The sequence below is a fragment of the Marinobacterium aestuarii genome (assembly GCF_001651805.1).
GTDB classification, from domain to species: Bacteria; Pseudomonadota; Gammaproteobacteria; order Pseudomonadales; family Balneatricaceae; genus Marinobacterium_A; species Marinobacterium_A aestuarii.
In genome coordinates, this window is the sequence record NZ_CP015839.1 from 3,741,374 (window position 1) to 3,762,190 (window position 20,817).

A 20,817-nucleotide genomic window follows, 5' to 3' on the forward strand; every position below is an offset into this window, starting at 1 on the left:
CTTAAATTGATCAGTGTGTACGGATATTACCGGCGGCCTTTTCCCAATCGAGGGTAGCCGCCTGTTTGATATTGTCGTCACCAACGAAGCACTGCTTGGCCTCATCCCAGTGCATCAGATTACGCTGCTTGTGGCGCAGCGACTCAAAGCTCTGGCGTGCAAGCTTCACAGTACCAGATCGCTCCCCGCTTGCCAGCTTCCATCCGGCCAAACCGGCAATGGCAGCGGCTGCGGCGCCCGCTCCAGTGTCAGCACTCGGCTGTGCGCCATCAGCGGCCGGGGCTTCTTCCGCGGGTGCAGTCTCAAGCGGTACTTCTTCCTCTACAGGCTGAGTCGGTGCCACCGACTGCTCGCTTGTATCGTCCGCTGTAGCCTGCGCATCCTCAGTGGCATCCGGATCTGCTTCGGGCGCACAGGCCATCGGCTGGCCCAGCTCGTCGTAGCACTCGTCTTCGGGGATGTCGCCGTTCTCGCCAGTATCTCCGTTACCCGAGCTTCCCGCCGTGCCGGCCGAGGCACTGCTGTGGTGCCTGGGCTCGCTTTGGGTGCTGAACAGGCTCTTGCTGCCATCGGCGATAAGGCCGCCATCATCGCTCTCATCTGCGGCCGTTTCAGGTGCGTATACCTGACCTTTTTCCGATTCGCCGTAGAGCGTGAACTGGGTGCTGGCCAGCAGATCGAGGCTGCCCTGGGCCAGTCGTGTGACAAAGAGTATCTTGCCGGTATCGGTCTGGGACAGGTCCTTCTCGATGTAGGCATATTCACCGGCCAGTACATCCTCGGACAGTGAGGCAAAGAACAGGTCACTGCCAAAGCCGCCGAGCAGGATATCGTTGTCAGCGCCGCCATCCAGCTCGTCATCACCACCGATAAAGAGTTCGGTGGTTTCAGCGATATGCAGCACGCCTTCAACATAGGTGGCGCGGCCGCCGTCACCGGACAGGAAGTCGTTGTTGGCATCACCGAACAGGAAGTCGTCGCCACCACCGCCGATCAGCACATCATCGCCGTCGCCGCCGTGAATTTCGTCGCTGCCGCCGATGTCCGACGAAACACTGTCCAGCTGATCCAGCGTCAGCGGATCGGTATCGTTGCTGTTGTACAGCGCCACACCCAGATCCCCCACCACGGCATCATTGCCGGCACCGGCCTCGATCAGCTCGTTGCCCAGGCCACCAAAGATCAGATCCCGGCCCGCGCCGCTGATCAGGGTGTCGTTGCCGGAGGTATCCAGGCTGGTATCGGTGGTCAGATAGCGATCCGCCAGACCCTTGATGTATTCGGCACGGCCATTGTCGCCGAAGATAACGTCATCGCCGGCCGCGGTTTCGATACGGTCATCGCCGACACTGCCGAAGGCCAGGTTGTTACCGCCCAGCGCGGTTATAAAGTCCGCACCGCCCAGGGTGCTGAGCTCGCTGACCACCAGCACGCGCTTGTCGCCGGCCAGGTTCAGCTGCACCGTGCCGTTGTCCCCCAGCAGTATGCTGTTGCCAATGCCGGAGTCGATGAAGTCTCCGTGGGTGCCGCCCATGATGATGTGATCGCCATTACCGCTGTCAATATCATCGATACCGCCGGTGCTGGCATCCACATCGATGCTTTCCAGACGATTCAGTACCCCGGCCTGGTAACTCAGCAGACCATTGTCGCCAAAGATCAGTGCCTTGCCATTGCCGCTGCTGATCGTGTCCGCGCCACGTCCGCCGATCACCGTTTTGACGCCATCACCCAGATGGATAATGTCGTTGCCACCCAGGGTCAGCTGATCGCTGGTCATGCTGACAAGCTGGCCTGACGCAAAGCTCAGGCTGCCCAGGTCGCCGATCACATAATCGGTACCTGTGGTGGTGGTGATTTCGTCGCCGCCTGCACCACCGAAGATCCAGTTGTTGCTGTCACTGAGGCTGATACGGTCCGCCGCAGCATCGGCAATATGCAGCGTGGAGGCGCCAAGCGCAAAGCCTGCCAGGTAGGTCACCAGGGCGTGGTCACCAAACACCAGGTTATTGCCGCCCGTATCGGTGATGATATCCAGCGCACCGCCACCGATCAGGGTGTCGTTGCCGCTGCCACCATCGAGGTTGTCTTCACCGGCACCGGCGATGGATTCGACCTTGGCAATAATGCCGGCCCGGCGTGTCAGTTCGTTGCCGGCCGCATCCTGTACCGACCCCAGATCGCCGAAGATCAGGTCGTTGTCGGCGCCGCCGCGCACGGTATCGCCGCCAAGCCCCGCCATGATCAGGTCATCGCCTTCGTTGCCGTCGATCGTATCGGCGTGGATCGAGCCGTAGATAGTATCGTTGCCGAGGTTACCCTCAAGCGCGACACCAAAACCCGCCAGCTTGGCGTCGATCAGATCCAGACCGTCTTCACCGCGCAGTGTGAGGCTGGCATTGTTGGCCAGCGCCTGCACGGCAGTCATGTCGTCATCCCCTTCCCCGCCCTGCACAGTGGTATGAGCGTCGTCGATCACCGCTTCGATACGGATGCTGTCTGCGTCCATGCCGGCCTGTAGCAGCACGCCCTGGCCGAAGGCGCCGCGGTAGTGAATATTGCCGGCGGCGATACCGGTCACCGAGGTGTAGCCGCCACGAGCACCATTGGTCATCAGGATGCTGTCGGCACTGGCATCATTGATATCGTTGATATGCAGGAAGTTGCTGTCGCTGCCGGCATCGATGATGAGGCTTGAAACTATGCCATCGGTGGTGCCGTTTTCATCGCTGACTGTGATGCTGTCGTTGCCGCCGCCGGTATTAACAAACACTTCGGCGCTGGCCTGACCCAGGGTATCCAGCACCTGCACGTTGTCGGCACCGTCGCCCAGGTTCAGGGTCAGGCTTTCAACATCGTCGTAGCCAATGTGAATAAACACATCTGCGCCTGTCATGCCCGCCACCGAGGTTACGGCGGTGTAGTCGCGCTGCTCGGTCTGGAAGATCACCGAGCTCTTGGTCGCTTCGCGGCTGCCGTCTGCACTGACGCTGGCGAACTGGGTCAGATCCAGCGGATCCTGAGCCGCATCTTCATCCAGGATGCGATATTCATCGTTGAAACTGATGATCTCGGAGATCAGGCTGCTGTCATCGGCAAAGCCCTCGATATCCTGATCAGGCCCCCGTGCCTTGATGATCTCTACCGCCAGGCCGCTGATTTCCTTGAGTACCAGGTACTGGGCATTGAGCGCTTTTTTCTGCGCTTCGTAGGTGCTGCCCAGCGTATCGATCAGGTCTTCAAAGTTCTCTTCCTGATCGCTGTAGGCCTGGCGCAGTGCCAGAAGCTCGTCGGTCTGGGATTCGCTGCCATCAAAGTAGGCCTTAGCGGCGGTGACCTGAGCCTCCAGGTTTGCCACCAGCGCCTGCTGCTGTACATAGCGGAAATCGACGGTGTAATCCAGATGCACCGTGCGGGTGAACCACCAGTAGTTGAGCGTGAAGGTGTACTGCGTATACAGGCTTGTCTTGAGGCTGGCGAACTGAGCCACAGCCGCGTCCCGTGCCGCCACCAGCAGCTGGTACTGCTGCTCATTCAGTGCCGCCAGGGTGACGACATCATTGGCGTCCCGCGTCAGGGACGCGGTCATGGCCTCGTAGCGGGCCTCGGACTGCAGATAGGCGATGTACTCTGGGTTATTGGCGACAAACTGCTGCACCGCCGCCTGATTGGCCAGGTAGCTGGCGCGGAAAGTGGCAAAGTCAAAGCCCGGCTCCAGCGCATCCACGAAGGCTTCAAAGCGCTCGGCGGCGCGATCCAGCACCTTGATAGCGCGCAGTGTATCGGTAACCACAACCGGCAGATCTTCCATGTCCGGCTGACCGGCGCTATAGATCAGGAAACTGTCGATCAGCTCGGACGCCGTGGCATAGGCCGCGCGCACCTGGGTGTAGCCGGCGCTGTTGAACAGGGTTTCGAAATCATCGTAACCCGCGGCGGCGGCGGCCGCGTTCAGAATGGCGGCGAAATCGGCGCCAACGAGATCGGTGTGCAGCTGGTTAATGCCGGCCAGCACCTCGATCAAGCCATTGCTGGTATTGGCCGCCAGGGCGTTGTACACCGGCGCCAGTACCATCTGCCTGTCGGCAGCAAAGCCATTGCCGGCGTCATAAGGGTTGAACTGGGCCAGCAATGTATCGAGATCGGCACTGATACTGGCCAGAGTACTCTGGCTGTAATCATCACTGCCAAGGACGGCGCTGACCTGGGCGATCAGGACATCGAGCTTGTCATCGTAGATATCGGCGAAGCTGTTGCTGCGCGTCAGGTCAAACTGCTGCAGCTGCGCGATCACAGTGGCGCTCTGCTTGGCCAGTACCGATGCCGACAGGTCCAGGTTGACCGCATCCACCGAGGCAATCAGTTCACTGGACAGCGTTTTGCCACCGGCCAGCGGGTCATTGACATTAAAGCCGCGAATATCCGCGTTGCTCTGGTAGCTATTGTAGAAACTGTTCAGATCGGCCTGGGTGATATAGCTGCCGTTATAGCTGCGCGCCTTGAGCAGGTCCGCGTAGATGTCCTGGCTGCCCAGGTAATCGTTCACCAGGGTGTCGTACAGCTGGGCAAGGGCCCGGACATTGCTGTCATTGGCCTGGTGTACATTGGTGGACACCAGTTCCAGCTTGAAGGTTACATCCAGCCAACCGCCATCATCCTCGGTGGCGGTGAAGACGGTCTGGCGATTCTGGTTCAGGGCGCCGTTGATCAGGTCGTAGATATCGCTCTGGCCCGATGCATTTTCCAGCAACTGCTGCAGGGCACTACGGTTGCCGCTGGCATCCAGGGTGATGTCCTGGGCATTGCCATCATCATCGGTAATATTGACCCGACTGCCGAAGTTGCGCAGCCAGTCTTCGGCGACATTGAAACCGCTCTGCAGCCCAGTAACAGCGGAATGGGCCACTATGTCATCAAAGGTGATACCGAAGATCTCGTAGGAATAGGTGACGCTAAACTGGGCCTTGAGCCCCAGCGCCGACATTCGATCCAGCAACGCATCGTCGATAGCGTTCGATTCGTAATAGCGCGCCCTTGTGTAGAGCTTGATCTGGTTTTCCAGCAGCTGCTGGTCATTCAGGCGCAGGGTATCGGCAGCCTCGGTCACCGAGGTGGCCAGCTGCGTCTTGCTGCTGTTCAGGACATCCAGCAGTTGTGCCAGAGTGGCTTCGGATATTTCACCAAGGGCTGTGCCCAGGTCACCCTGGCTGACGGCAAAGGCCGCGTCCGCGTAAGCCTCGGACGCGCTCTTGAGTTCCGCTTCCAGCAGATCGTTTTCGTCGTCGGTAATGCCCTGCAGGCTGATGGCGCTGGTAATGCGGCTCAGCTGCTCAAAGCTGGTGCTGTGTTCCAGCAGGTTCTGATCAACGCTGACGTCGGCTGCGCTGGCATCGCCTGCGCGATCCACTTCAATGCTGTCGGTGCCCTCATCGCCAAACAGGTAGATCGACTGCCCCAGTTGATCGAGCATGCCGTTCTTGCCGACGATAATCTCGTCGTTGCCGGCATTGCCGTGCACGGTAGTCACCGCCTGTGTCTGCTCCACGAAGATGCGGTCGCTATTGATGCCGCCCTGCACCTGCAGGCGTCCGGTGAAGAGACTGTTGTCTATATGCAGTTCAGAACCCTGCACGCCGCCGGTTTCGTCGGTCAGGTTGAGGGTGACTTCATCCATGCCGGTGAAGTGCAAGGCGGCGGCCGCATCAACCCCGTGCAGGGTATCCATGGCATCGCTGCGAACGCTTTCGATGCTGCTGATGGCACTGGCACCAAACTGCACCCGCAGGGGCGCTGTGGTTTTCAGAGTCAGGGCTGTGAGGTCCTGGAAGACAATGCGATTGCCCCCCAGGTCATAGACCACGGTTTCCTTGTGCTGCGCCTCGAAGGCCACGGCCACACCGTTCTTGCTGATGCCATTGAGCTGGTACAGGGTTTCACCGGCGCGGGACGGATCCGGGTGCGCCACTATGGTGGTATCCAGCACCAGGCCAAAGTCGGAGGCAAACTGCTCCAGCTCGGCACGGGCATAGCTGATGGTGCCATCGGCCTTAAGCGTATTCTGAATATTGAAGTAGCTCAGACCCGCCGGAATCGTTAGCTCCGTCTGGCTGCCATTGGCAATGTTGTTCAGCAGTTCAGTATCGTAGTAACGATCCTGGAAACGCAGGTAATCGCCGGCGGCACTGGCCAGCAGATCCTGGGCAATGGCACCGGTGGTGGCATTGCCCAGGACCGTATCGACAAAGTCGGTGGCCGTACTGGTGAGCGTGAAATCGGTGTAATCAAACACCACTTCCTTGCGCTCAAGCTCGACGTTGGCGAAACGGATACGGTTGTTGCCGGCCTGGTTATTGACGATAACGCGGTCGTTGGCCCCTTCACCGCCGTCGATCAGTACCGGGGATACGAAGGCATCAATATCGGTGGATTCCGGCATGGTGACCTGCAGGGTTACCGCCGGGTTTTCCACCTGGAAGCCGACAATGCGACCGGTCTCATCGATCTGGTAGAACGGCATGCCGCTGACCGTATCGACGGAGAGGAAGTTGCCGAGCGCATCCTGATCCACCTCGTAGCCTTCCACCGCGGCGTAGAACTGGTCGCGGTTTTTCGGGTAATTGAGGTTGATCACCTGCTCGGGGCCGCCGATCTGCACCAGGTCGCTGCCGGAACCAGTCTTGATCACCATATCGCCGATCAGCCCCATATCCACACCGTAGAGGTAGACAGTATCGTCGCCGCCGCCGGTGAGCAGCTGCAGGCGCTCGATATTCAGCAGTTTCTGCAATTTGACGCCGGCGCCGTAGATGCGCTGCACGCTATCGCCGGTCACCGGGTCCCGCTCTACGAAGACGTAGAAGGTATCGCTCAGCACCGTACCGACCAGGGCTACGCTGTCAAAGCCTGCCCCGCCGTTAATAATGATATTGGCGTTTTCGACATAGACCAGGGTATCAACATCCACTTCGCGGGTGTCCGCGGTGGGGTCCTGGGACACACCGCTGACCGAGGACACGCCGGAATCCAGATCCAGCAGTTCGCCATCGTCATCCAGCGTCAGCAGCGCCTTGATAAAGAAGGTGTCGTTGCCGTTGTCGCCATAGAGGCCGATATCGGCAACGTTGTGGTTCACCTCGAAGTAGTCATCGCCTTCACCACCAAAGAAGTTGGAATTGTTGACGTTGGCGCCGTCGGTAATCTCCAGCACTATGGTGACTTCCTGGCCTTCCACCAGCACGGTATCGGTTGTCAGCACCGAGCCTATATAGAACTGGTCATCGCCGGCATCACCGTAAACATCAATCTGGGACTCGGTGCTGTCGGAGATAAACTTGTCAGCCTCTTCACCCCCGAACACCGTCACCTGCTCGACGGAGTGGTAGTTGACGACCTGGTAGTCGGCGCCTTCGGACAGGCTGGCTTCACGCACATGCATCAGCGATTCTTCGTCATCAAGATCCACCTTGCCAAAGGTATCGCTGGCATCGAAGTGGGCAATCAGCAGGCCGTCGCCATGGTTGCCGTAGCTGCTCCAGCGATCATCGGTGAAGCGCTTCTCGACATCTTCGGCACGCTTGTAGACGGTATCCAGCTGAATGGTGTCCTGGCCTGCGCTGCCCTTGTAGATCAGGGTATCCATGCCGGCCGTACCACCGGAGTCGGCAATATTCAGGTACTGGCGCCCGCTGGCCAGCTGGGCCAGTTCCAGCGTATAGCTGTCGCCACCCTTGCCGCCATCGAGCAGGCCGCCGCCGGACCAGCCGGTCAGTTCAAACCAGTTGGCGCTGTCAAAACCAGACAGCTCTGCATTCTCGAACAGGTTCGTGAAGGTTTCGGTTTCATTGCCGAACGTGTTGGACAGACGCTGCGGATCACCCGCTGCGCGCAGGGGTTCGGAATCATCGATCACCAGCTGGGTATCGCTGAGGATAAAGTCGGCGTCGCGGCTTTCCACCAGCACGTCGACATCACCGTCAATATTGTCATCAGCACCGGTATCGGACTGCTCGTAGAACTGATCGATGCCGGCACCGCCGGTCATGCGGTCGGAACCGCTGCCGCCGATAATGACATCGGACAGGCTGGCCAGGTTGGTGCCGATGATGCGGTCATCGTCGGCGCCGCCGTCCAGGTAAATATGCGATACCAGCGCCTGGGTTACGCCCAGGGCATCGATGGAGTCGTTGCCGCCCAGGGTATTGAGGCGCGTCTTGTCGGCGGTTTCCAGATCATAGACATCAACGATGACATGACTGGTCGGATTGCCGGCAATGTCCGTGTTGCCATCCAGCTGTTCGTAGCGCATGGCGGTCTGGGTATTGCCATCAACCCCGGTGGACTCCACGGTGCTGACCAGGTAATCGTCAGCACCCTGGGTGCCCTCGATCCGCACGCTGTCGATGGCATTGTCATCGGCCACCTGCAGCATCTTGAAGTCCAGCGTCTGGGCGGTATCCACCAGATCACCGGCGTCATTGCGCTCCTTCACGAAACGGTTTTCCACCACCAGCGAGCGCTGGGTACCGGTGCTGAGCTTGACGCTGCCCACGCTGGTCGTCGCCAGGCTGCCGATGACGATATCGTCGGCGCCCATGCCGGTATCCATGCTGAGGATCTCGACACCGCTGCCACTGAGCGTGATGCCGGCGCTGGCGCCGTGCTGCCAGTTGATATGGGTATCGCCGCCGCTGGCCGATACGACCACGGTATCCACAGCGCCATCATCGACGATGTAGTTACTGGTATCGGCCTTGTAGAACTCGTCCGGATTGACGCTGTAGCCGGCCATGAAGATTTCATCATTGCCCTGGCCACCGTCAAAGCTGTCGGCGCCATCGCCACTTTCCCAGCTCAGGGTATCGTCACCACTGCCGCCCAGCACAATATCGGCGCCTGTACCGGCAATGATATGGTCGGCGTCGGCACCGCCATCAATGGTATCAATGCCGCCGCCGGCATTGATAAAGTCATCGCCCGCCCCGCCCAGAATGCGGTCATTGCCCTCACCGGTGAGGATCTGGTCGCTGCCAGCGCCGGCATCGATATAGTTGGCAAAGCCATTGGCAAGGCCACTGGTGCCCAGGGTCGTACCCGTGGCCCAGATAAAGTCACTGCCGGTCCCGGTGCCATCTTCGTTGTCGCCGAAGATCACATCGGCGCCGTCCTGCGCCTTGATGTTGTCGTTGCCATCGCCACCCACGATCAGGTCCGCCATGGCGGTGCCGATCAGGGTATCGTTGCCGTCTTCACCGTAGATACGACGGCTCTTGTCAGCGTTGCTGTTACCGGTCAGGGTGATGATGTCATTGCCACCAGCGCCGTGAATTTCCAGGTTGGCCACAATTTCGGTACTGATTTCGTACTCGTCGTTGTTGGCAGTACCGGCGGCGCGGATCGAGGTTACCAGGGTCGGGTCAAATACCTGGGTATGACCGTTGCCGGTGACGAAGATGCGCTCAACCTCGTTATCGATGCCATCGCTGGGTGTGACGTCGATATTATCCAGGTACACCTTGTAGATTTCCGGCAGGTTGGCCTGGGTGTTGCCATCGGCATCGGTGTAGGCCAGGGTCAGCACGCCAGTATCCTCGTTCAGTGTCGCCACTGTCGGGTCCGGCAGATCCGGGCAGATCCATTCAAAGCGCGCCAGGGTCACTTCCACGAAGCGCTTGCTGGCTTCGAACAGGGTGATCTTGGAGCCGAATACCTTGACCCCGACCCAGAGGTAGCCTTCAAGGAAGGCCTTGATGGTGCCTTCCATGTCGAACAGGCAGAGCGGATTTTCCTGCAGGATGCTGGCCACTTCCTCGAAGCGGATCTTGCCATCGTAAACGGCCTCGATACCGGTATTGCCACCGGTCCCTGTCTTGGGCAAGTCATGCAGGTTCAGGCCAATCTCGGCCTCGATGCCGCCCAGCACACCGGCTTCCACCAGGCCGCCGATACCCAGCGCCGCCCCTGCGGCGAAGGTCACCTTGAGGGTGACCTCGGGGACATCATCACCCTGGATCAGCTGGCCGGTGTCGGACACGGCCCAGTCGGCGATAAAGAAGCCATCGAATATATCGCCCAGATGACTGACCGAAGCACCAAAGTCGTAATCGTTGGCTTCGAACTCATTGAACCAGCTGCGAATACCGGTGGTATCAAAGCCAAAGTAGAAGTCGCTGTAGGCCTGCAGTTCGCCCTTGATAACCGCATTCAGGCCGGCAAAGATCGGGAACGACTGCTCGTACAGAATCGAGAAGTCGATATCCGGCGTATCGTAGATGAAGAGGTCAACATCCTTGCCCAGCAGCAGCCCGACCGCCGTCATGGGGTCGTACAGAATCGGGAACATGATGGAGCCTGGGCTGGTGCCCAGGTTCGCTACCAGGTTTTTCTGATTCGCCGAGGCATTGGGGTCGTTGGCAACGGTATCGGTGGCCGACTGGCCGCCGGTCTGGTTCAGATCCGCATTGGAAATTTCGGTGCTGTCCGAGGTCATCAGACTTGCACCCAGCACAAAGGTGCCGAAGTTGACCTCGATGGAGCCACCGTCCCGCGCCGCGTCCGCCGCCAGGGTGATAAAGTCCGATACCTCCAGCAGCGCCGTTATGGTGGTGCGCAGTATATCGCCGGTGCCCGCCGCCTTGACGTTCATCGCCAGTACGGCGATATCCAGCAGGTTGATCTGGTCAACACCCAGATCAATATCGGTGGTGAGAATATCAATAACCCGGCGCAGCTCGGAGTCCGCGCCCAGGAAGGGATCCAGTTCCAGCGCTATGGGGCCGATAAAGCCGCTGAACAGGTCACCCACATCCAGGGTCACGTCTTCGAGCACCACCTCAGGCGGTGCCAGGAAATCAGCGCTGAAGCTGCTGCCGCTCTCCCAGGTGATATCCGCCAGCAGCTGATCGTAATGCACAGTGGTAAAGGCATTGGGCAGCGCTATATCGTCGCCAAAATCCATTTCCAGGGTAGCGAACAGATCGACATTGGCCTCGGCCGAGATCTGCGCCGACATGGTCAGCGCCTCACCGATGCGCCAGCGATCCGCCGTGGCCTTCAAATCCATGGCGATCTTGCCGCGCAGGCCGCTGTTACCATCGTCGTCGTCGACTTCGGTCATGCGCATCTGCAGGAAACCCAGGGTACCCAGCAGGCTGGCGCCATCGCTGAGAGAGGCATCCAGCGTAAGACCCAGTTCTTCGCCGGCTTCGGTGACACCGGCGGTATCCAGGAAGAAACCGCTGGTATCCAGACCAAAGCCCAGCCCGAAGAAGTAGTCCAGGCTCACTTCGATGGTATCGGTAGGCCCGGTTTTCAGCCCCAGGCCCGGCGCTGAAAGATCAAAATTGATAGGTACTTCGAGGAAGCGCTTGATGATCGCATCATCGATGCCATCACCGTCGGTATCCCCCATGCGCTCGATATAGTCGTCCAGCCCCTCGAACACGCTGCCGGCCAGCAGGACGTTAAAGGTCAGTTCGCCTTCGGCGGTCAGTACCAGGCCAATGTCGTCGGCGCTTTCCACATCGCCGTAAATCAGCTTGCCCAGCTCATCGTAGGCCGGGTCACCATTGGCATCGGTCTTGGCCACCTGCAAGTAGGCGCCCAGGGCGTTGAACAGCGCATCACGGATCAGGCTGATAACATCATCGCCATTGGCCGCGGCATCGGTGAGTTCCTTGCCCAGGCCATCAACGTAGCTGCCGCTGCTTTTATCCCCCAGCAGGCTGTCGCGCAGCTGATCAACGAAAGCGCCGGACTGGTTAAGTACATCGCCCACCAGTGGCAGGCCAAGGCGGCCCAGCTCACCGACCATCAGGGACTTGATGCCCTCGAACATGCCTTCCATGCCCGCCAGTACAGTGGCCGGGTCGTTCAGGAAGGCAATCAGGCTGAAGCCTGCAAAGTTGGGGGCTATGACTTCAGGTGTCGACAGGCCGGAGAGATCGAAATCAAAGCCCGCGTGCAGCACGTTATCCGCGTAGCTGTCGCCGTTGCGATCGAGCTCCGAGCCGCCCATGGGCAGGCTGCCGGTGCCCAGGAACATGGGCAGATCCAGGCTGGCTTCACCGCCGGCCGTAAAACTGAAATTACTGATATCGAAGCTGCTGAGCTGATAGCGACCGTTGCCCACCTGGGGCAGCGTGATGGCCGCCACGGCTTCGACTATGGCGCTGCCGTTTTCGATCCAGAAACCGATGTCCGGCAGGCTGTCGCTGATACTCAGGGATGCCTCCACATCGATGTCGTCGGCACCGGCGCGCACGGCGAGCGAGACCTGGGTGTCGTCGCCGATAAAAGCGTAATCCTGCACATTCAGACCCGCGGGGCCGGCATTGCCGATCACCGCCAGGGCATATTCCTGCAGCGCCAGATCCAGTTCCAGCGCTATATCCAGATCGGCATCCACCAGCAGGGTGCCATCGGCCGCCATGGTGATGCCAAGCTGAGCCGGATCAAAGCCCGCCGGCAGGTTAAGGAAGGCCGCCAGATCCGCCAGGTCAAAATCCAACCCCAGTTCCAGCTGCGGCAGGCCCAGAGCGCCGAACAGATCGCCCAGATTCAGATCGAAGTCGAAATCGATGCCCAGATCAAAGCCATCGTAGCTGAAGTCAAAGCTCGGCAGTGACCAGTCAGGCCACAGATCCGGCAACAGGTCCGCCAGCTGGGCATTGAGCCAGTCTTCCAGCCCCTGCAAGCCGAGGGATACATCAAAGTTATTCAGCGGCTCCAGCAGGCCGGAGAGGAAATCTTCCAGCCCCAGATCAAAGCCCGGCAGGTTCTTGAAGATGTCATCCAGTGACAGGTTCAGCCCCGGAATATTGAGGCTGAAGTCGAAATTATTGACCAGATAGTTGAGGCCGCTGCGCATCATCTCGAAAATCTGGTCCAGGCTGATGGAGCCCAGATCAAACAGTTCGGACAGATCCGGCAGGCTCCAGTCCAGGTTGCCGAACAGCGTGCTCAGGTCTCCCAGGCTCGGCAGTTCGGGCAATTGCGGCGTGTTGAGTGTAATGGTGGGCAGGCTTGGAATATCCAGCCCCAGCCCGGCGGCATCAACCACCACCGGCAGGGACGCACTCACGCCGGTATTGCGGTCAGCCTGCAGACTGAACAGGCTGTCGTAGCTGCTGTTGGTCACCGTATCCAGCAGGATCTGCTCGCTCAGATCGCCCTGGGCCCCTATCGTCAGGTCGATATTCAGCGCCAGCATGCCCTTGGCATCATCGATGGCGGGGCCGCCGATGGACGCCGCTATAACGCCAAAATCGAGCCCGGCATAGATGGCATCATCAAACAGGGAAACGGCGAAGTTCAGCCCCGGATTGGAGACATGGAACGCCAGATCCGCGGCAGGGTCCGCAGGGTCGCTAGGCAAGACACCAAAGGCATAATCGAACTTGAGCGTAGTGGTGACATCAGGATTCAGTTCGACCTCGACACCCGGTATCTCACTGAGGGTACCGCCAAAATCAATCCCCAGCGACTGAGTGCGGGTAAACAGCTCCAGGCTGGAGCCAAATTCCAGCAGGCGGGTATTTTCGGTAATAAAGAACAACGGCTCGCCGCCGGCATCGGTCAGGGCAAAGAGCGCATCGGTATTGGAGTCCGTTTTATCCGCCGCATCAGGCTCGGTAGTGCTGCCCCAGAACAGGATTTTAAGCGCATCTATCTGGGCCTGAATGCGCAGCGCCAGCTGATCGGCGATGTTCACCGCCACACCGCTGTCGTCCACCAGCAGGCCCGACAGGGTCTCCCCCACCAGTGGCAGCTGCAGGTCCAGCAGAGCATCGAATTCCGAGTACCCCGTGGAGAGCCCCTCGGCCATGGCCTTGAGTGCTTCCAGGCCGCTGATCATCTCATCCTGCACCGCCGTGGTAAGAATGACATTGGCCTGCAGCAGCGTATCGGTGTCCTTGACGCCGGCGAAGGTCTCAACATTGAAGTCAGCCGTCAGGATGCTGCTGCCATCGGTGACGGTAACCGCGCGTGTCAGTGCCGTAGCAAGATCCACTGCGGTGGTGTCAGTCGTGAAGCCATTACTGAAGGTGAGCGCCTCGGTAACACCGGAGAAATCCAGTACATCGGTGCCCTCGACCAGGTTCTCGACGATGCTGTCCAGCCCCCAGTCGGAATCAAACGCATAGGTATCATCGCCGTCGCCACCTTCAAGGCTGTCGTCACCGCCACCGCCATTGAGCACATTGGCCGCCGCATCGCCAATGAGTCGGTCATTGCCGGCGCCGCCGACAAGATTTTCGATGCCGGCCAGGGTCGCCACGGTCATCACCGTACTCAGGGCATCTTCATGGGTGACGATGCTGTTGCTCAGATCCAGCACCAGATCGAAATCGGACTGATCAAAGTTGACGAAGCTGATGGTATCGGTGCCATCACCACCGTCGATCACGTGATTACGGTTGGCCGCACCGTCCAGCTCGCCCCAGATACCCACATAGAAATTGTTATCGCCAGCATCGCCGGTCAGCTGATCGGCGCCACCGAAGAAGGAGCCGTAAATGTGCTGGAAGTCACTGATGCCGGCCAGACCCGTAGCGGTGCCCGCATCCAGATCGACGCTCACCGAGGACTTGTAGCCACCGCTGATATCGCTGCCGTTGAAATAATCCAGGGTATTGCTGCCCTCGCCCGCCTCAATGCTGACGGTGGAATCCACGCCATCCTTGATGACAACGGTATCGTCGCCGTCACCGGTCTTGAGGGTCCAGCTATCGGTGCCATTGCCGGCATTGTCGATATTGATCTTGTTGCTGAGCAGAGCATTAAGCGCCACCTTGACGGACACATTGGTGCCACCGGCAGCCACATCGGTGAAGGTGACCTGCAGATCCTTGCTGATGTCGGACAAATCCAGGGTGTTGGCACCCTCGCTGTCGCTGATGGTATCGGTCTGGGTGGGCGACAGGCTCAGGTCCAGGGACGTCCACTTGGACTCCACTGTATAGGTATCGTCACCCGCTTCGCCCTGCAGGCTGTCACTGCCCTTGCCACCGATGAGGGTGTCGCTCTCGGCGCCGCCCTTGAGGGTATCGTCACCGGCACCACCATCAAGACGGTTAGCCTGCGCATCCCCGGTGAGCTCATCGTCAAAGCCGCTGCCGATGAGGTCATTGATGTTGCTAAGCGTACCTGCGATCAGCGCGGTATCCTGGGCGGCGTCCGCTGGATCGACGATGGCCTTGGCCGTGGCCGCGGTCAGATCCAGTTTCACACCATGGCCGCTGCCGCCATCGTAGGCGGAAAAGTCCAGCGTCGCCGTGCCGGCATTGGCGCCGGCACCGGAGAAGCCCGTGAGGCTTCCGCCCAGCACCGCCGCACCTTCGAAGCGGTACTGGTTGTCGCCGGTGCCGCCAATCAGGTTCTCGACGCCACGGGCCGTCACGCTATAGACCTTGCCGTTCACCGCTGTGGTGACGGTCATCACCGTCACACCGTTGTCATCCGTGATAACAAATTTCAGATCGCTGCTGACGGCGGAAAAATCCAGCGTACCCGCCGTAGAGGCGGTGTCATCCAGCAGAATAGAGGTGCCGCTGCCGTTGCCCCAGTTATCCTGGAACACATAGTCATTGGCGCCGCTGCCACCGAGCAGACTTTCTATTTCAGGCAGGCTGCTGGCGGCCACCGCCAGGGTGTTGGCCGTGGCGCTGTCGTCGGCCACATTGAGTGAGCCGTCGCTGTTAAACGTAAGGGTCAAATCGGCGCTGACCGCCGCTATCGCATCGATCTGCGGCATGGACGCCGTGGCCGCCTGCAGATCCTGGCCGGCAAAGCTGATGCTATCGTTGCCACCATTGGCCAGCTCGGTCACGGCCGCGTCCTGACCCCAGCTGCCGCTGAACAGGTAAGTATCGTCGCCCGTGCCACCGCTGAAGCTGTCGTTGCCAGCGCCGCCAACAAGGATGTCGTCGCCCTGGTCACCGGCCAGCACATCGGCGCCGCTGCCACCGAAGAGGAAGTCGTCACCGCGATCCCCCGACAGGCTCTGGCCACTGTCGGCCGCGCTCAGGTGATCCTGTTTCTCGCTCCCCACCAGTTCATCAATGTTGCTGAGCGTGCCACCGACGCCCGGTACCCCTGTCGCCGCATTGGCAAGATCCACTACCACGGTCAGATCAAACTGGCTGTAATCCAGAATGCCCGTACCGCTGCCGCCGTTAAGGTTGCCGCTGATGGAGCCGCCTGCCGCGAAACTGAAAGTATTGGTGCCCTGGCCGCCGACAAGGTTATCGACATTGCTGAGCGTCACCCTATGACCACCGCTGCGATTGCTGGTATCCGCCACCACCAGGGTGCCATCGGCCTTGATGGTGAAGTAGAGGTCCGTGGTCACGGCGCTGAAATCCGCCGTCACAGTGGCACCGGCGGTGGCGCTGATCACCAGCTGCTCGGCCCAGTTGTTCTTGAAATTGAATGTGTTGATGCCACTGCCGGCAACAATGCGCTCAATATAAAGTGCGCCGCTGAGGCTGCTGGCACCGGCACTCACCGCAAGCCCGGTCAGGGCAAGATCATTGATGGTAAAGACCAGGTCCGCGCTAACGGCGCTGAAATCCAGCGTATCGGTGCCCTCGCCTGCAAGCTCGGTGACAGTGGTGCCATTCCAGTCCGCGGTATCGCTGAACTCATAAAGATCATCGCCGGCGCCGCCTTTAAGCGTATCGCCGCCGGTACTGGCCACCAGGGTATCATTGCCAGCCCCGCCCTCCAGCGTATCGGTATCGGCACCACCATCCAGGTGATCATCTCCGGCATCACCCTTGAGAAGATCAATGCCGGCGCCGCCTTGCAGCGTATCCGCACCCTTGCCGCCGGAAAGATCATCGGCACCGCTAAAGCCCTTGAGAAAATCATCGCCGTTGCCGCCAATCACCTGCTGGATATTGGTCACTTTGCCCACGGCAAAGCCCGCAATGGCGGTGGCCCTGGCGCTGTCAGCGGCGCTGCCTACGGTGAAATCCACCGCGACGGCGCCGCTATAGCTTTTGTCGAAGATAAGGCTGGCAGCGGGGTCGGTATAACTCAGGGTATTGATACCGCCGCCGCCATCCAGAGTGCCTTTGAGCTCAGCCCCCTTTTGGACGATAAAGGTATCGTTACCCGAACCACCCTTGATGTTTTCGATCTGGGTGGCGGTAATTTTGTGGGCGCTTCCTCCGCTGGAGTAGGTCACCACAACCACATTATCTTTCTTGATGGTGAAGGTCAGATCGACGCTGAGGGCCGACAAATCGAGGGTATCGGTGCCTTCGTTTTTCAGCTCTGTGACGGTAACCACACCAAAGGTGTTGCTGCTAAACACATAGGCATCGTCACCCTTGAGCCCCTTGATGGTGCCGGTAGGGTTGGTCAGCGTATCGTTGCCATCGGTCGGCGTGGTCGCCAGTACGCCCTGCATGGCGGCAATGCTGAGGCTCTGGGTCTCGATGACACCGGTGGTGCTTTCCAGGTCCCAGTCGGCGCCCGGCAGATTGCCGGTATCGTCCTGGGAGGCGGCCACATCGGCGCCGGTCACATCAGACAGCTGCTCGACAAACGCCAGCCCCAGCTCACCGTCGGCGACATCGCAGCCGTACAGCAGCAGATCACCGTCGGGGGACAAGGCATTGCCCCAGCGCTTGAGCTGCTGCTGATTGGTTTTAAGCTGCTGACTGTTGAGCTTGGTGTTGCCCAGGAACAGGGCACCGGCGGCGCCGTGGCTGAGCAGGTGGATGGCGGCGACGTTCTCGAAGTAGTCCAGAATGCTGCTGATCTGCTCAACACCGTTCCGCTCGGCATCCAGCACAAACACCTTGATGTCCCGATCGGCATTAAGCAGCAACTGTTGCTGCAGATCGGCCCCGGCCAGCTGAGCACCCATATCGGTGGCAGGCTGATCAACGCCGGATACAGACGCAGGCGCCAGCGTCAGCGGACTGCCCTGCAGGGATTCCAGGGTGGCGACAAGCTGAGTGTCAGCGCTGTTGAACAGCTCGTTGATCACGGATTCCAGCTGGGGGATGCCGGCATCCAGGATCACGATCTGGGACGCCATCATGCGCTCGACCAGATAAATTTCACCCGCGCTCAGCACGGGACCCGCGTCTTGCTCAGCCGCGTCAGCGGGCACAAGGTCGTCGGGGCTGGCAGCATCCGCTTCTGCCTTTGCGTCTGGGTCTGCGTCCGCAGCTGCGCTCATATCAAGTGCGGCACCCTCACCGAGCAGCCGCGTCAGACTGTCGTCCACAGCGATGCTGGCGGGTTCAAACTCGGCACTTTCCAGCGTGCTCAGCTGCAGTTCGGATTCGATAACCCCAGTGGAGGACTCATCCGGCTGCTGCAGGTCGGCGGCGGTAATACCCAGGTCCGCCGACAGCAGCACCCGGTTCTCCAGCGCTTCAAACTGCAGATTCTGCTTTTTCTTGCCGGCCTTTTTGGCCTTTTTGCCCTGGTAAAAAATGTTGTTCATAGCAACGCCCCCGCGTCAGTCACTCATGCTATGCCTTTACCGAAACATCGGGCAAAAACACCACGTGCCTGTGTTTTTATGGATCAGCCTTGCAGCCAGTCATTTACCAGATTCAGATCATCCTGCGTCAGCACGCCCACCAGCGCCTTGAGGCGCAGGCTGTTGAGCAGGTAATCGTATTTGGCCTGGGCCAGATCACGCTTGGCCGAATACAGATCACGCTCGGCGTCCAGCACGCTGATGGCCGTTTCCAGGCGCGACTTGTAAGCCGCGCGGCGCAGATCCAGCGTGGCCTGTTGTGCGGTCACCGCCTTGTTCAGCGCTTGGGTACGTTTCACCGCATTCATGACACCCCAGTAGGCATCACGGGACTGGCGGCGCGATTCGCGCAGCAAGCGGGTCAGTTCCTGCTCGGAGCTCTGGTAACGGGCAACCGCCTCGCGCTTCTTCGAACTGACGGAGCCGCCGGCGTAAATGGGTACACTCAGGCGCAGCATCAGCTCCTGGGTTTCGACCTCACTGCCGCCACCAAAGAGGGTGCCCTGGGTATCGCGGTTGTTCTGGCGCAGTACCGCATCCAGGGTCGGGAAGTGGCCGGCGTTCTGGCGGGAAATTTCGGTGCGCGAGACGCTGACCACATGGCGCTGTACTACCAGGGCCGGGTTGTTCTTCATGGCCGCGGTGATCCAGTACTGATCGTCCGCTGGCTGCGGTGGCTGCAGGTCGATATCATCCTGCAGGGTCGCCAGCACTTCAGGATCACGGCCCGCCATTTCATAGAGCGCTTCATAGGAGTCACGCAACGCGACTTCGGCCACCGCGTAATCGGCTTCCACCGACGCCATGCGGGCCTCGGCATCGTAGCGATCCACCGCACGCCCGATAGACGCCTGCTCACGGCCGCGGGCCAGTTCCAGCTGCTTGGCAACGGCGCTGCGCTCGGCATCCAGGAAGCCCAGTTCATCGGCGGCGGACAGTGCCGTCAGGTAGGCTCCACTCACGCGCAGAATAAGATCCTGCTCGGCCTGAACCAGTTCGGCATCGGCCTGCAGCAACTCGTCCTTGGCCTGGCCGATACGCTTGTAGTTGGCCCAGCGAAAAATGGGCTGGGTTACGCTGAGGGTCCAGCTGGTAGTGGGGAAGGTCGTGCTACCCTGCTCGAAAGCCGCATTGTCGCTGCGCAGGATATCCTGGGTGGTGTCGATGCTGTCGTAATCCAGCGTGATCACCGGCCTGTAACCGGCCCAGGCCTGGGTGACGACCTCGGCACCGGCGGCATGATCATAGGTAGCGCTGCCCAGACGCGGGTCGGACTGCAGCGCCGACTGATAAAGCTCCAGCAGGTTTTCGGCCTGAACCAGCGACGCCGACGCGCTCCAGCACAAAACACCCGTCCCTGCGCACAATCGAACCAGCTTGTTAAGTCGCATTCTTGTTATTCCCCTGGCGCTGTTCGCAGCCATTGTCCTGTTAAACATCCCCTGTAACGCCTCGGGGCACAGCCAATCTGGCAAAGTAAAACGCGCCTGCAGCGTACAATAGCTACAGGCGGTCATGTTATCGGTCGAGAAACAGAGTCTGCACAAAATTCCCTATACCGGCAGATCCAAAGAGGTCTGATCACTTACATAAGGCAACAACCTGTACAAAACCTGTCCTGACGTCCCTGTGGAGACTAAAAAAACATTGACACTCAGGCCAATATTTCAGCACTCCCTGCACCCAAGATAATGGGGCCGGACTATCGGTCGCACCGGGTCGGTGTAAATAGGCCGATAATCCAATACAGCCGTTTCAGCTTTAGCGCCGCGCTTTCCTGCTCGACTCAAATATCAGCAGCACCTTACGCTTGCGTTAACAGTCGCTGAACCGTTTTGCATCAGGTCCAACTTTATAGCTCTGGCACGTCAGGCGCAACGCTTTTTGAACACAAAAACAGCAACAGACAACCCTGTTTACTTATTGAATTTTGTCAATAAAATTACGCCTTTTCCACGTAGTTACCGCCATACAACCGGGTTCATTACGGCAAACTCCGCCTATACCACAGGCTGCGGGTAAACCCAGCGCACACCAGTAAAACAGGCATCCAATACCTATATTATTTCCAAGCCTCAAGCGGCGCTGGAATATTACAGCGAGCCCTGCGCACCAACGCAGCCTTAATGGCTGATTAGCTCAATAGAGTGCGCCAGCAAACTATTCTGCGCACAAGAAATAATCGGGCTTAATCATTGAAACACGGAAACGCAGGCGGATTTATAGGCAGTGGGTCCAGAGGAATAGTCGTGCGGTAGCTGCGCCTGGCAGATATTAGGGAAAGGGGTTGAACGAAGGCGTTTCAGATACAGAAA

Annotated in this window: 2 protein-coding genes; both read right to left on the bottom strand. The window is 59.4% G+C overall.

Going from position 1 to position 20,817, the window contains the following annotated elements; genetic code table 11:
- Positions 1 to 10: 10 nt before the first annotated feature.
- Positions 11 to 18,463 carry a DUF4347 domain-containing protein gene (locus A8C75_RS16375; protein WP_067384855.1) on the bottom strand — a complete coding sequence of 6,151 codons (18,453 nt, stop codon included), beginning with the start codon at positions 18,461 to 18,463 and terminating at the stop codon, positions 11 to 13.
- A gap of 83 nt (positions 18,464 to 18,546) precedes the next feature.
- Positions 18,547 to 19,893: a TolC family outer membrane protein gene (locus A8C75_RS16380; RefSeq protein ID WP_067384858.1), complete on the bottom strand. Its 1,347-nt coding sequence runs from the start codon at positions 19,891 to 19,893 to the stop codon at positions 18,547 to 18,549.
- Positions 19,894 to 20,817 lie beyond the last annotated feature (924 nt).